The sequence below is a fragment of the Limnofasciculus baicalensis BBK-W-15 genome, from assembly GCF_024178385.1.
Taxonomy (GTDB): Bacteria; Cyanobacteriota; Cyanobacteriia; order Cyanobacteriales; family Coleofasciculaceae; genus Limnofasciculus; species Limnofasciculus baicalensis.
The window spans coordinates 1-13,287 of record NZ_JAMZMM010000166.1 but is presented as its reverse complement, the minus strand read 5'-3'; the positions used below and the strand labels follow the sequence as shown (position 1 = coordinate 13,287).

Here is a 13,287-nt window from a genome sequence, read left to right as displayed (position 1 = left end):
TAACCAATAACCAATAACCAATAACCAATAACCAATAACCAATAACCAATAACTAGTGACTAAGCAAAGCTTTTGTTTGTGATTCGCCAGCTTTTTTCAACTTGCGGGTTAGCTGTATATTCAACAATCCTAAAACACCCAACTGAACAATAAATGCCATAAAAGCAGCAGTTGCTCCAGCATATTCTATCCCCACCCAAGGAAAAGTGGAAAATATCCAAATTGTCGGGTATTTGGCGGGATCTAGTTGAGCTATTCCTAGTATAATCGGTGGCAAGGCAAATGTAGCAGCTACCATGGTAGTCGTCCAAACAGAGCGCTTAGGAGTTTTCATCATCAGCATGATTTGGACAAAAGTAGCGCAAATCATAACTAAGCTAATGGAGAAAGCCAATCCGAAAAGGAGGTCAATTTTAGCGATACCACCAGGCCATAGTAAAATCAAAACTAAAAAGGGAGTAGTTGCGATCGCTAAATTAATCCCAATCGCTACCACAGCAGGACTTTTTTCCCCAACCAGCAAATCTTTCACCAAAGGGCTATGCCAAAAACCCTTACCTTGACTACCACTCTCTCGAAGATAACGTGCCCAATCTTGTAGAGTTTGACGATGAGGAGAAAGGATCGCAATTAAACTAACAAAGAGCAAAAAATTGAAAATATTGATATAGTAAATACCCTCCATTGCCGAATAACTTGATTCTGCTGTCAAATAATGAGAAGGATCTTGCACAGCAAATCCTAATAGTTCGACGGCAAAACAAGCAACCAACCAATAACTTTGACGCTTACTCACAATAGTAATATTGGGATTATGAAAGCATCGATTGAGAGATTGCCAAATCCACCCAGTCCATAAAGCATAATTGAAAATAGCAAAGACTGCTAAACTAATCCCTGCCATACCCACTGGTAGATTAAACCATTGCAAATGTTGTATGTCATTGTGATTGAAAGGAAACGATCCATAGGATAATTCAATCCGATTAAATAGATAGGGCAAAACAACCGAAGGGCTAAATAGATTTAGCCAATCACCTGGATTTAACTCTATCCCTTTGTTATTAGCTAAACACAAGAACAAGAAAACAGCACCACTGGCCAACCAAGATTGAAATCCCCCCAACCAGGGACAAATAAAAGCAAATAACAAGGCAGCACTATAGAAAAAGACACAACCAGCAGCCAAAACAGTCCAGAAACTAAGAATTTCCAGCAGCGGCATTTTAGCAGATAAACCCAACCATAAATGTGCCGGAACCATCAAAGCTGCGGCAAGATAAAGTAAAATAGGAACACCTAACAATTTCCCCACCAAAATACTAGAAGCAGATTGAGGACTAAAACGAATAAAATTCAGCGTACCCTCTCTTTCCTCCCTCGCCAAATTACTGATGAGCATGTAAGTTCCCACCACTAACAATACGAACAATACAGTTACACCAACCCATCCAAACATCTTGGTATATAAAGTCTGCCACCAAAGCGCCATATCAACTTGATCTTTCGGACATTCATAAGGATTAAAAATAGCTTGGAGATCTACCATTTTTCCCTTCACTAGATCGATCTGTTCTTTAATGTCCCGAATTTTTGCAGCGTCAAAATCTTTCACACCACTATAGCGAGCAAATTGAGCTTGCAATTGCTGATATTTTTCTTGCAATTGAGTTAATTGCTTTTGAGCCGATAGAGAAGCATCCCGCAGACGGCAAAATGGCTCCTGTACAGAAACATAATAACTGCCAATTAAGAACCTATTAAATTGACTAACTCCATAGAAAAAGATGAAAAGATAGCCAAGCAATGAACCCACCACCGCGATCGCAACATTGCGAACATGCCACCGCCCCTTCACCTCCCGCAACAACTGCGGATTCCAATCCCCAACCCTATCCATCAAACCAACAAACATAAAAACCTCCAAAAAACCTTTGCGTACCTTCGCGTTAAACTTTGCGCACCTCTGCGTTAAAAAAAACCTTACGAAGCCTGCTGATGCCCCATCTTAAGAAAAATAGTCTCCAAATCCTCCTGAGTACAATGAAACTCACTCAAAGGAATCCCCGCCTCAACCAGAGATCGCAACAACATCGCACTATCATCAGGAGTCCCAGAAAACTGAACCCGCACCTGATTCTTCCCCACCAAAACCTCACAATTATCCACCAAAGGATTATTTTTCAATTCCGCCTTCAGCGCATCCAAATCCCCCAAAGTTGCCAGAATAATTTGCTGACGACTTAGGCGGCGATAAAGTTCCGATAGAGAAGCACTTTCCACCAAATAACCCAATTCCATAATCCCCACAGAAGTACACAATTCAGCCAAATCGCTGAGTACATGTGACGAAATTAAAATTGTCATACCCGCCTCGCGGAGAGTCTTAATAATTTCCCGAAACTGCATCCGCGCAATCGGATCTAATCCAGAAACAGGTTCATCTAGTAATAGTAAAATCGGTTCGTGAATAATAGTTCTCGCCAAACTCAAGCGCTGCTTCATCCCCCGCGATAGAGTAGCAATTAAACTCTTACGCTTACTAGTTAACTGCACCAATTCCAACACTTCTCGCATCCGTTGAGTGCGACGAGGTTCCCGCAAGCGATAGAGTCGGGCAAAATAGTCCAAATAATCCCAAACAGTGAGATCCTCATAGACAGGAAAGTCATCCGGAAGATAACCGAGTCGCTGTTTTAGTTTCGGATTACTTTGATCGCGCAGAAAGCGATCTCCATTAATATAAATTTCACCAGTAGTCGGTTCCTCTGCTGCTGCTAACATGCGGATTAGCGTAGTTTTTCCCGCACCATTGGGACCAATTAATCCATAAACTTCACCTGCTGCAACCTGTAATTCCACATCATTCACAGCAATGTAGCGATCGAATTGCTTCGTCAAACCACGGGTAGAAATTGCCAATTCTTTTGTCATGGGTGCGGGTGATTGAGTAAAAGTACTTAGTGCCATAGTTTGTCGCAGCGATATCCTATATCCGCCAGTCTAACGTCTCCTAACGAGAATCTATCTCTGAGTGAGTGACACTTATGCAGTTGGATTAATCTGATAACTTCCACGCCTTTCAAAAAAGTGGAAAAACCTAACCCCCCAACCCCCTTCCCTTCAAGGGAAGGGGGAGCTGGAAATCTTACTCCCCTCCCCTCTTAGGAGAGGGGTTGGGGGAGGGGTCAATATTAGACGATACAGGATGTTTCAAAACCCGCCCCTTCTCCATTGATAGAAGAGAGGGCGGGTAATGGGATCAATATTTTCGGTTATGCGAACAAATAATAGTGTAAAAGCAGGAAATTCAAATTCCCCCTTAAAAAGGGGGATTTAGGGGGATCAAAATCTATTTAGAATTTCACCCCAGCACCAGCTTGGATACTAACAGCAGAACCCGAACTATTTTCGTAAGCGTTAATCCCTACTTTCGTATCTCCATAAATCATAATACCCCGACCTAATTCCGCCTCAGCACCCACGGTAACTACAGGAGCATCAGTGTTACCTAATGGAGTTGCTTGTCCATTTTTCTCCGTGAAGGAATAGCCAACACCAGCATAAATGTTGGCATTATTGGTGATAGGAATATCATAGGAAACTATCGGCATAATCGCGGTATTATCGCCGCTAAATAGGATCGCTCCTCTCAGAGAAACAGGTGCTTTGTTTGTTGTAATCCGACCTTGAATATTACCACCAAAGTTAGCCGCATCATTATTTTCTCCGCCATTAGTGACACCTGCTGCTACACCAACACCGATATAGTTTGCTTTGGTTCCTTCCGGTTGTGCTGAAGCGCGATTCGCAGATAATAGAACAGGTGCGATCGCCGTAGCAACTAAAGCAGAAAGAGCGACAATAGATTTAATTGTGAGTTTCATTGTTATTTGCCTCAATGGGTAGGTTGTGTAGTTCCTTTGTTAATATCAATGTCGTTGGTAAGAATCAAAAGGTTCCAGGTTATGCCGAATTTTTTTTGAGGAATCAACTCGAGTATCCCAAATGGCTGGAAACGCTCGAATAGCAAGCTTTTGTTATTATTTGTGGCGAAATAATTTACGATCGAGTTACACCATATATTTTAGATATATAACCTGTCGCAGAAATAATTTTAGCGTAATTATCACTATTTTCATGGATTATGCTTGGCAAGTAGACTGTTTAACAAGTGGCACATAACGATCGAGTTTATCCGGAAATATTAGGGAAGACTCTCCCGATCTTATTGTCGAAATTAATAAAATTTTGTTCCGGATTTCTCTGGGGATGTTTTGAATATAGCTAATTTACCTTTGTGGCTAAGTCGGGGATGGGATGAATTTTCTGGGTAGCTTGGTGGAATGCGTAGAGTTTTATGGGTTGAACAATCATAAATTGAAATTGTTCTTTGGTGTAGCCCAAGCATTCCATCGCGGCGGTGAGTTGGATATCGTAACCTGTGTAGATGGGGGGACGAATTAAGATAATTTTGTCGTATTTTTGTTGAAATATTTGATGGTAGCGGGTGATCTCTTCTAGGAGTTGGGTGAATTCACCATCCCGATGTTGAAGAATTCTATCGGAATCGTCGCCAAAGTCGGCAGTTTTGATAAACCAATCTTTGGGTTCGTTTTTGAGAGAGGTTTGTTCAACATCGGGGGGTAAGTCGGCGGCGAGTTGGCGGGAAAGGGAGGCTTGGTAAATGTAATCGTTTTTTTGAATTGATTGAAATAATTCTTCAATATTGGGTAATATCTCTTGACTTTCTTCTTCTGTGTTCAAAATAATACCGCACCTAGAGAGTATATTTTTGATGGCAGTTGTGAGGTAGCAACGGAGATAAGCGGAGGAGGGGATATTCTCTAAAGGAGTGTCGGGGATACCTAACCAAATTTTATTTGTTTTTGGGGATAATTTCATCATTATGTTTGGCACTTATGAATTTAGTGTTAATCGAATTTATTTTGCACAAGAGAGTGATGCCATAATTTTGCTCTTATGGGGTGGTGATAAAAGCAGGCAAAGCAAAGATATTCGTCAAGCTCAAAACTATTGGCAAGATTACAGGAGTCGAGACAATGCCTAAAAGTATTAGTTATCATGCCGAATTGATTGAATCTTTAAAAGATCCTTCAGAAGCAGCAATTTATCTTGAAGTAGTACTGGAGGAGGGCAATCCAAAAATGATTAAAAAAGCATTCTCTAATGTTATTGAAGCAAGAGGAGGGTTCAGCTTTGTGTCCCAAGATGTTCAGGTAAATTTTACAAAACTTGAGGAAAAACTTCAAGAAACTGGTGAAATTGAATTCAATATTTTGCGAAAATTACTAGAGTCTTTGGGTTTAAAAGTAGGATTGATGGTAATGGCGAGTTAGGAAATATTCGTTTTGGCAGATAATTTCATCATTATGTTTGGTACTTATGAAGTTAGTGCTAAAGCATTATACTCACCATAAATTGCGTGAAAATGAGGTGGTGGATGATCCCCAAAGAAAATTTTGATTACTATCCCATAAAACCGTGCAACTTCTGGCATAAAGCTTCTCTAAGCAATAGTATAAGGTTATTTTATTTTACCAGATCTCAGGTAGGAGCGGTAAAAAAGCGATCAACCTTCGTTGAGAAACAGGATTTAAGGGCGATCGATCTTCCATATCAAAAATGGCGATCAACCTTTCTATTTTAAAAAAGCGATCGCCTGGGGTTCAGAAACCGGGTTTTTGCACAAGATATCGGTTAAGAGGCAAAGGTGATCTGAAAAACCCGGTTTCTTTTGTTTGGGTAAAGGGCGATCGCACTTCATAATTCTAGATTACGGAAAGGCGCTCGGCTTCGCTGGTGTGCTTGGCGCGATCGCAAATCCCAACCCAAGCATCACTAGTCCAGCTTGGGCTTACAATCGACAAAGGATATAGCCTCTTCATCGAGATAACCTGCGATCGCGTAGCGTGCCGTAGGCATCTCGCCATTTCAATTACTGCCCAAACTGGATAGTTTAATTTACTGATGAAAGTTCTCCTGACAGCAAACCTCCTATATTCGCTGGTAGTTCAACAGTTTGATGGTTGTGGAATTGTGAAACTAACTTTGATATCTTTAGGGCTATCATTGGACTAAATTTGAATGTTTTCAAGAAATTATTGTCTCCGTGGGTGACTTGAATTTGGTGATTAGTAATTGGCGTAGTTTTCACCTTCATGGTAAATTTATGAGGCTCAATACCAATTTTTACTCGAATATCGAATGTGCCCCATTCCTCTGTAGGTTCGATTGAAAGTAATTGTACGTTCATTGTCTATTTCTCGAAAAAACGGCTTCAGTTGTCCAGTATTTTAAAAAGTTATCTTTTGTCATTCTATACCGGGTTCCTTGCCAAGGATCGCGAATCAAGGCATATCCAACCGGATCGAAACCATCAACTACGACTAAATGTCCTATTCCTCCTCCCATTTCCCAAAGGACAGCCGCCCATGACCCTGTGGTGTTTAAAATATCAAATAGTTGGGAATCTGTAGCCCCTGGGAGATCTAACGGACCGCCTTCCCACTGCCGGGAAGGATCTGGATCGAGGGTGTTAAGTGCAGTTGCTAGGATCTGACAATTTACTGGTATTCCAGTTATGGTCTCAATGACAGCTTGACTACTATTTATTTTACGATCTTTTAATAGCATTACACCACAAGCAAGTCCACAAGATAAATCACCCTGCTGCTGTGTAACATTTGGATCGACAACTTCATCAATAACTGGCCAATTCCCTCCAGCACCTGCTTGTTCGGGATACATTATTTTGTAGTTCCTCTACCAATTTTATTACTGGTAAGAGTATAAGCGATTAAGAAGGATGTATGGTGCTAAATTATAGCATAAGTTGAAAACATTATTACAGCTTACGGAAAGGCGATCGCCTGGGGGTTCAGAAACCGGGTTTTTGCATAAGATATCGGTTAAGAGGTAAAGGTGATCTGAAAAACCCGGTTTCTTTTGTTTGGGTAAAGGGCGATCGCCTGGGGGTTCAGAAACCGGGTTTTTGCATCAGATATCGGCTAAGAGACAAAGGTTATCTGAAAAACCCAGTTTCTTTTGTTTGGGTAAAGTGCGTTGTTTTGAGTAATTCCAAAGGAGGCGATCGCAGTTTCAGCCCATTCCTGTAATGTTTGTTCTATTACCCATCACTCAACGTGCATTTTGATAGTCAGTTTCTGTGCTTTTTCTTGTAACCATTGATCAAAAATCTGGTCTTGCAATTCACGTTTTAGCTGTCCCTCTAGACAGGCGGGGAGAAATTGATGGACACATAACAAAGCATAGCGCCCGTCTATTTCTAGTGGTCCGATTAATTCCCCAGGTTTAGCAGTAGCGACAAACTCTTGTAGCTGTTCGGGAATTTGCCCCAAGGGAACTACTCCCATCATACCATTCAGTAATCGGTCATCTGTAAGAGAATGCTCTCTGGCTAAAAGTTCAAAGCGACTGCTTTCTTCCAGAATTTGATTTTTGAGACTTAGGGCAAAGTCTTTGTCAGCGACTACAATACGTGAGAGAACTACTTGGACGAGTAAAGCTTTATTATCGTTAAAGTATTTCTCCAGTTCTGGTGCTGTCACCTCTACTTTAAGCTTTTCTATTTTCAATGTAGCGGCAATCTGATAACGAAATTCCGCGTAGCTAATGCCCTGAGTTTTGAGCCATTCTTGAAAGCGATCTGGGTTGGTAAGTTGATTTTCCAATCGGAAATCGATGACAGCCTGTTCGATAATGGTAGAGTCAATCTCTAGGTCATCGCGGGTTTGTAGTTCTGTTTCCAGAAGATGCTGGCGGATGATTTTTAGGAGAAATGGTTGAAGATCGCCAGTAGCACGGAGATAGGCCAGGGCTTGAGCAAGGGTGATCGACTGATTGTCGATAGTTAGGAATGGTTTATTTTCCATATTTGATAGTTGGTAATTAACGCTAGGGCAACTAATAATTTTGGGGTGAGATTTACAGAAAAAATTAAGAGGAATCCCACCCTTGAAACTTTGATCAAACCCAGCTTATTTGCTCGGAACCACGTACTCCAAATACTCCCGTTACACGCCAGTCTGAACCATTTTTACTAGCCTCTATGCGACCTTCGTGGGTACTACCCCAGCGTCCCTGATTACCATCATTGTCATACTCGTCAGTATCCACAGAAGGTGAATTCCAGTTAGTAACTAAGTCTTTGTAAACACTAACAACACCACTGTGATACTCACTATCCTTATCATTTCCATTGTAACCGTTGAAGCGGACTATAAAAGAATAAGTTGCAGTGCCAGCATAGTCATTATCACCAGCCGTACCCCCTTCCTTATCTGAAGCAACAAGTGCCAAAGAATAGGTAGCTGCGTCGCTAAACTTTGGTACACCCCGCCATCCCCAGCCTGGATCAAAGTCATACTGACCAGCAGGATAAGCTGCATCAAGCGAAAAGAGCTTACCAACTTTTCCTCGTCCCATTTCTTGATTCAAGACGCGCCCAACTTCTGAACTCATGTGGGAACCTAGACTATGACCCATAAGTGTAATTCTTCCAGAATTTATTCCTAAATCTCTCAGCCTACTTGCTGCCCATTGAGCCACTGGACCAATACTATAAGCAGCAGCAAAAGGTATGAGTGCATAGGCAGCTTCACCCCAGTCTAGGGCAAGTACTTGAGCGTTTGAAAATCTGCTACTAGAACTAACCGCCTCTACTAACTCTCTGACCTTATCATCTGGCTGAGAACGATTGTCTTTGTTCCACCCATGAATTACTACAACAGTGTCTTTGTTAGATTCAATGCCAGCATTAGTTTTGTTACCTCCTTTATAGTGCCAGAGATTTGTGGTGTATGAACTGTTTCCCACACGAACACTTCGGGTAAGTTCTACCCCAGAAAGTTTCAGGTTGTAGCTAGTTCTTGCACTAGGTGTACCAGGTAGAACTCGAACAAAGTAATCACCTGAATCTAAAATTCGACTTACAGAGTCTACTGATGTTCCAGAATTTAAGGATTGTCCAATTACTTCTCCCGCATCGACGCGACCATTATTATTCCAGTCTCTGATTAATTCTAAATCTGCATCTGCACTCAAACCACCCAATGTGAGATTGACGTTGGTACGGTTGTTAGCAACACCGAATCGCAAGAAATCGTTTTGGTCACCGTTGTAGCCGATAGAACCTGGAAGGCTGACGTTCATGTCACTGACGTAGTGCGCTGTACCCAAGGTGCCATTCGGATCAGAAGGAGAATTAATGGGTTCTCCAATAATTTCTACACTACCAACCGAGCCACTACCAGGCATCGGAGTAGAATTCGGTGGATTGCCATAAATATAAGCACTAGGAACCCACAAGTTTGTCCCCTTTACCTTAAACCACCGAGCATCCGGCGTTCCCAACCACATATCAGTGCCAACTTCGCCATAAGTCCAAGCATCAAACTGTAGAGTTTTGCCGTAAGGCTCATTTTGGGAACTGCGATCGCTAAACCGAGGACTGTACCGCAGATTTACGCCTTGAGATGGTCCAACCGTACCACTAAAATTAACCCAGTTAATGTTGGTAGGTGTTCCCGATGAAGGAGGTGTCACGGGTGTACCCGTACCAGATTGATAACTGACAGGCAGATAAACCGATTGACCGACTTGCAACCGCTGCGCTTCCGCTTCAGTAAACGTACCACCACCAGGTTTCTGAATTTCCCGCCAACGGTTGCCATTTCCTAATTCCCGTTGAGCAATTCCCCAAAGGGTATCCCCGGAACGCACTCTGTACTCTCGTTGTTGTCCAGGTACTGCTGGCGGTGAATAGAATTGGGGATTTGGTGCTGCATTTTCCAATCGCACAAATGCCAACCCACTGTATTGTGCAGGTGTTAAGATTCTTTCGCTGATACCTCGACCTGCCCAATTAGATTCTGAGATCCGGATGCGACCGTCAGGATATACTTCTTCTAAGAAAGCAACATGTCCATATAGACGATGACCCCCTTGAACACCCGGAGGCCAAACTACCAGCCCTCGCGCACCTGCTGTGGGTGTAGAAGTTATGGGCAAACCAGCCCGTTGAGCATCCCGTCGCCAGGATTCAGCATTACCGAGGAACCAACCATTTTGCTTTGTACCAGCAGGTAGCAATCCTGTCTCTAACATCCGACCATAGGCATACCAGGTACATTGTCCTTGCCAATTGTAAGCGAAGGGGTTTTGTCGCCCATCCCTGTAGTTAGCTGAACCAGAGTTAATGGGAACATAAGGGATAGGTGGCGGCGGTGGTTGAGTAGGTGGTTGAGCAGGTGGTAACGGAGTGGAACCTGGTGCGTTACCATCAATAATTGCACTGGCAATCCAGTCGTTTGTGCCCGCTATCCGATACCACCTTTCATCTGGTGTTCCCAGAGCAATATCGGTAATCCGTTCCCCATAAGTCCAACCATCAAAGTTAATGAAGTTGTTGTAGCCTCGTCCGCCAACAATGGAAAAATTAGTACCAGGACCAGAGCGAACATTTGCACCCAGGGTTGCCATGACTCGCCCTGTGAACCATGTAGATGCAACTGTAGGCCAGAGAGGAGCATTAGCCGCTCTTTCAGTAGGCGTTACCTTCCCTTCACCACTCCAAGTTTCGGGAACTAAAGTAGCAGGTATTTCATAATCTACCGGAGTTGTTGTTCTCGCCACACTCACGGCTGCTGCTATATCCAGGAGTCCCGCCCCCGTTTCCCCATCCCATCCAGGTGTCTTTAAATCTGTAGCTGTGGCTTTAAGAATTTCAATTACTTGGCGATAATCCAATTGAGGATTTGCCGCCCATACCTGAGAAGCTGCACCTGTCACTCTTGCCGTTGCTACCGAAGTTCCTGCCATACTGCCAACGCTATTGCCAGTAGTAGAAAGGACAGGATATTCTGTCGTACCACCGGGAGCTACAATATCTAAACCATTGCCATAACTAGAATAATCTGCTCGATCAAGTCCATCAGATGCACCAACAGTAATAATATTGTCAAACTCCTGCGAAGCTTGACCCAAAACCGACATTACCCCGCCATCATTCCCAGCAGCAGCAACAATTAGGACATGATTCTGTCTGGCATATTCAATCGCTGCTCTTTCTTGAGGTGTAAACTCATACCTTGTAGTTGTGCTACCATCTTGATTGATTTGAGTCAGATCCAAGCTCAGATTCACAACTGCATTAGGCTGATCTGATTCAATAGCTTTATCGACAAATTCAACCAGCGATTCAGCCCACTTTCCAGAACCAACAGCACGCCCTACCCAAATCGGCGCATCATCATTAATACCATCAATTCCAATCCCATTATCCTGTGTTGCGCCAATAATTCCTAAAATATGAGTACCATGTTCCGAACTTTGAGGGGATGAGGTGAGATTGTTAGTTACCGACTGATTAACTTGAGAGGATGGCAGTACAGAATTGTCATTATCTTGAACACCATCTATTAAATTATCAGTTATCGAGCCATTAGCTATATCCGATGGCAGTAACGGGTTGTCATTAACTTGAGGAGATGGCAGTAACGGGTTATCATCTCCATCAACGCGATCGCGTCCTAAAATAATGTGGCTATAATCAATATCAGGATTATCCCCACTAAATCCCGTATCAATTATCCCAATTAAAGGTTGGTCAGATCCTGGGAAGTTAAAATCTATCTGGACTGGTTCTGGTATCGCAGAAGCAATTATTTCCTGACCTAATTCTGTAGTGCGCCAGTCATGAGCCGGATCGATCAAACCATCCATTAACACTACTTTACCAGTAGCCCCACTCACTCGAAAAATAATATCGTTATAATCATAATCCGATCCCGTATCAACCCGCAAATCCTCCATCACAAAAGTAGTCCCATCCCCCGTGACATCAGCAATTTGCCCCACATGAAAGGCATCATTGGGATTAGCAGTCGCCAGGGAAAATAGAGGTCGCCCCGCCCCCTCAATAGCCGGATTATCAAATACTTCCTGCACCGTACTATTGGGAATAAGCATAAAGCCAAACTCATCCCCAGAGCGCATTTCAAATGTCTTTACACCCAGATATTCCCCTTCATTCCAGTCACTTTCCCCCAATTCCCCAAAGAACCTTGCCCCCTCAGTGCGATCGCTAATTACCACATGACCTAACACCGAATCACTCAAAGCACGACTAGCAGCTTCCCGGATAAAATCATGAGATCCAGGTTCAAATTGCTCCATCCCATCTAAACTAAAGATCGCTAATTCTCCATCATATTTACCCCCATCAAATTCTAAACTAATCTGAACTTGTCCGCTATCCCCCACCGTAAATACGCCCGATTCAAACACTGGGCTAGGAGTTTCAATAGCAATCGGTAGAATCTCCCCATCATCACCATCACCGCCATCATTATCCAGACTTAAATCATCCCCATCAGCAAAAGGTACATCTTCAAATTCTAATTCCTCTAAATCCGTCCCATCATTTAAAATATCGTCACTATCAATAAATGGCACATCCTCAAAATCATCCGGATTATCGCTCAATAACCCCAGACTTTCATCTCCCCCTAACTCTGAACTATTAGCAGCCACTTCTGGAGATAACTCGCTATCACCATCCCCATCGAAATCCAGACTATTACCATCAAAATCATTTCCCCAATCCGGCAATTCAACCTGGGCAAAATCATCAGTATCAAAAATTACTAAATCGGAACCATCATCCAACAAACCGCTAGGTGTCCGCATTTGTTCCAAAATAAAAGCATTTATCTTCTGCTTTGGCGGAGTTTCCTTGACAGCAAAACCTTCAGCCGCAACAGGTTTCTTCCCAGCAAAATTAAACAGCCTATTAAATATACCCATGATGACCTACCTAACCCGATTAAAGCTAATTTTTCACAAACTATCCCCGCCAACGATAACTGTTAAATTATCGCCGAAAACCTGCCTATATTTTCAGAACTTACACAAACCTCTAGCCGTAGGGTGTGTTAGCTTTGCTAACGCACCATCCACACTATTAGCCGTGTAGCTGCGTAAATCCTATATTTTGTTAAACACCAAAAACCTGTCCAGTTAAACCTCTGCCCTAAGAGATTATAGTTGACCTATAAATTTAAAGGGATTGGAGGTTTTTACTTGACTCGTATAAAAAACTACGCTAAACATAACATAAGGTCTCTTTCGAGATCCACATACTCACTTTAACTGTAAACAAACTTAATAAACTTCTTTGGACAAGCGTATTAGATCTGATAACTTGCACTATTCTCAATTACCAGTTTCACCCCTCCCCCAACC

11 protein-coding genes and 1 pseudogene are annotated in these 13,287 nt (G+C 42.7%); 2 read left to right on the top strand and 10 right to left on the bottom strand.

Annotation, left to right across the window (positions count from 1 at the left end):
- Positions 1 to 52 precede the first annotated feature (52 nt).
- The 4 genes from NJ959_RS16550 to NJ959_RS16535 form a co-directional block, all read right to left on the bottom strand.
- A complete protein-coding gene (locus tag NJ959_RS16550) occupies positions 53 to 1,915 on the bottom strand; it encodes an ABC transporter permease subunit (protein ID WP_254012841.1) in 1,863 nt (620 codons plus the stop codon).
- 68 nt (positions 1,916 to 1,983) lie between these two features.
- On the bottom strand, positions 1,984 to 2,934 hold the full coding sequence (locus tag NJ959_RS16545; protein ID WP_254012842.1) for an ABC transporter ATP-binding protein: 951 nt from the start codon (positions 2,932 to 2,934) through the stop codon (positions 1,984 to 1,986).
- A gap of 422 nt (positions 2,935 to 3,356) precedes the next feature.
- The gene (locus NJ959_RS16540) at positions 3,357 to 3,887 is read right to left on the bottom strand and encodes an outer membrane beta-barrel protein (RefSeq protein WP_254012840.1); all 531 of its coding nucleotides are present in this window, start codon (positions 3,885 to 3,887) and stop codon (positions 3,357 to 3,359) included.
- Between the two features lie 400 nt (positions 3,888 to 4,287).
- Positions 4,288 to 4,908, bottom strand: coding sequence for a hypothetical protein (locus tag NJ959_RS16535; protein ID WP_254012839.1), 621 nt, complete (start codon positions 4,906 to 4,908; stop codon positions 4,288 to 4,290).
- Position 4,909: 1 nt separating this feature from the next.
- On the opposite strand from NJ959_RS16535, the gene NJ959_RS16530 reads away from it, so the two are divergent.
- A complete protein-coding gene (locus tag NJ959_RS16530) occupies positions 4,910 to 5,071 on the top strand; it encodes a type II toxin-antitoxin system RelE/ParE family toxin (RefSeq protein WP_254012838.1) in 162 nt (53 codons plus the stop codon).
- Positions 5,064 to 5,360, top strand: a complete 297-nt coding sequence (locus NJ959_RS16525; protein ID WP_254012837.1) for a helix-turn-helix domain-containing transcriptional regulator — start codon at positions 5,064 to 5,066, stop codon at positions 5,358 to 5,360. Before NJ959_RS16530 ends, NJ959_RS16525 begins: the two co-directional genes overlap by 8 nt.
- Before the next feature lie 59 nt (positions 5,361 to 5,419).
- On the opposite strand, the pseudogene NJ959_RS16520 reads toward NJ959_RS16525, so the two are convergent.
- The 6 genes and pseudogenes from NJ959_RS16520 to NJ959_RS16495 all read right to left on the bottom strand — a co-directional run.
- A pseudogene (locus tag NJ959_RS16520) lies at positions 5,420 to 5,521 on the bottom strand (DUF4160 domain-containing protein); the annotation flags it as partial.
- A gap of 271 nt (positions 5,522 to 5,792) precedes the next feature.
- On the bottom strand, positions 5,793 to 5,954 hold the full coding sequence (locus NJ959_RS16515) for a hypothetical protein (RefSeq protein ID WP_254012835.1): 162 nt from the start codon (positions 5,952 to 5,954) through the stop codon (positions 5,793 to 5,795).
- A 26-nt stretch (positions 5,955 to 5,980) separates the two neighbouring features.
- Positions 5,981 to 6,277: a hypothetical protein gene (locus NJ959_RS16510; RefSeq protein ID WP_254012834.1), complete on the bottom strand. Its 297-nt coding sequence runs from the start codon at positions 6,275 to 6,277 to the stop codon at positions 5,981 to 5,983.
- Entirely contained in the window at positions 6,274 to 6,771 is a 498-nt protein-coding gene (locus NJ959_RS16505; RefSeq protein ID WP_254012833.1) for a C39 family peptidase, read from the bottom strand. The genes NJ959_RS16510 and NJ959_RS16505 overlap by 4 nt, the downstream gene beginning before the upstream one ends.
- A gap of 386 nt (positions 6,772 to 7,157) precedes the next feature.
- Positions 7,158 to 7,916, bottom strand: a complete 759-nt coding sequence (locus NJ959_RS16500) for a peptidylprolyl isomerase (protein WP_254012832.1) — start codon at positions 7,914 to 7,916, stop codon at positions 7,158 to 7,160.
- A 94-nt stretch (positions 7,917 to 8,010) separates the two neighbouring features.
- Positions 8,011 to 12,849 (bottom strand): S8 family serine peptidase, encoded by a 4,839-nt coding sequence (locus tag NJ959_RS16495; protein ID WP_254012831.1) that lies wholly within the window; start codon positions 12,847 to 12,849, stop codon positions 8,011 to 8,013.
- Positions 12,850 to 13,287: the final 438 nt, after the last annotated feature.

Excerpts from the sequence above, each read along its gene's own strand:
- NJ959_RS16535 (WP_254012839.1), bottom strand. The coding sequence starts at position 4,908 with ATGATGAAATTATCCCCAAAAACAAATAAAATTTGGTTAGGTATCCCC.
- NJ959_RS16500 (WP_254012832.1), bottom strand. The coding sequence starts at position 7,916 with ATGGAAAATAAACCATTCCTAACTATCGACAATCAGTCGATCACCCTT.
- NJ959_RS16530 (WP_254012838.1), top strand. The coding sequence starts at position 4,910 with ATGTTTGGCACTTATGAATTTAGTGTTAATCGAATTTATTTTGCACAA.
- NJ959_RS16515 (WP_254012835.1), bottom strand. The coding sequence starts at position 5,954 with ATGGCGAGATGCCTACGGCACGCTACGCGATCGCAGGTTATCTCGATG.
- NJ959_RS16545 (WP_254012842.1), bottom strand. The coding sequence starts at position 2,934 with ATGACAAAAGAATTGGCAATTTCTACCCGTGGTTTGACGAAGCAATTC.
- NJ959_RS16495 (WP_254012831.1), bottom strand. The coding sequence starts at position 12,849 with ATGGGTATATTTAATAGGCTGTTTAATTTTGCTGGGAAGAAACCTGTT.
- NJ959_RS16525 (WP_254012837.1), top strand. The coding sequence starts at position 5,064 with ATGCCTAAAAGTATTAGTTATCATGCCGAATTGATTGAATCTTTAAAA.
- NJ959_RS16540 (WP_254012840.1), bottom strand. The coding sequence starts at position 3,887 with ATGAAACTCACAATTAAATCTATTGTCGCTCTTTCTGCTTTAGTTGCT.
- NJ959_RS16510 (WP_254012834.1), bottom strand. The coding sequence starts at position 6,277 with ATGAACGTACAATTACTTTCAATCGAACCTACAGAGGAATGGGGCACA.
- NJ959_RS16505 (WP_254012833.1), bottom strand. The coding sequence starts at position 6,771 with ATGTATCCCGAACAAGCAGGTGCTGGAGGGAATTGGCCAGTTATTGAT.
- NJ959_RS16550 (WP_254012841.1), bottom strand. The coding sequence starts at position 1,915 with ATGTTTGTTGGTTTGATGGATAGGGTTGGGGATTGGAATCCGCAGTTG.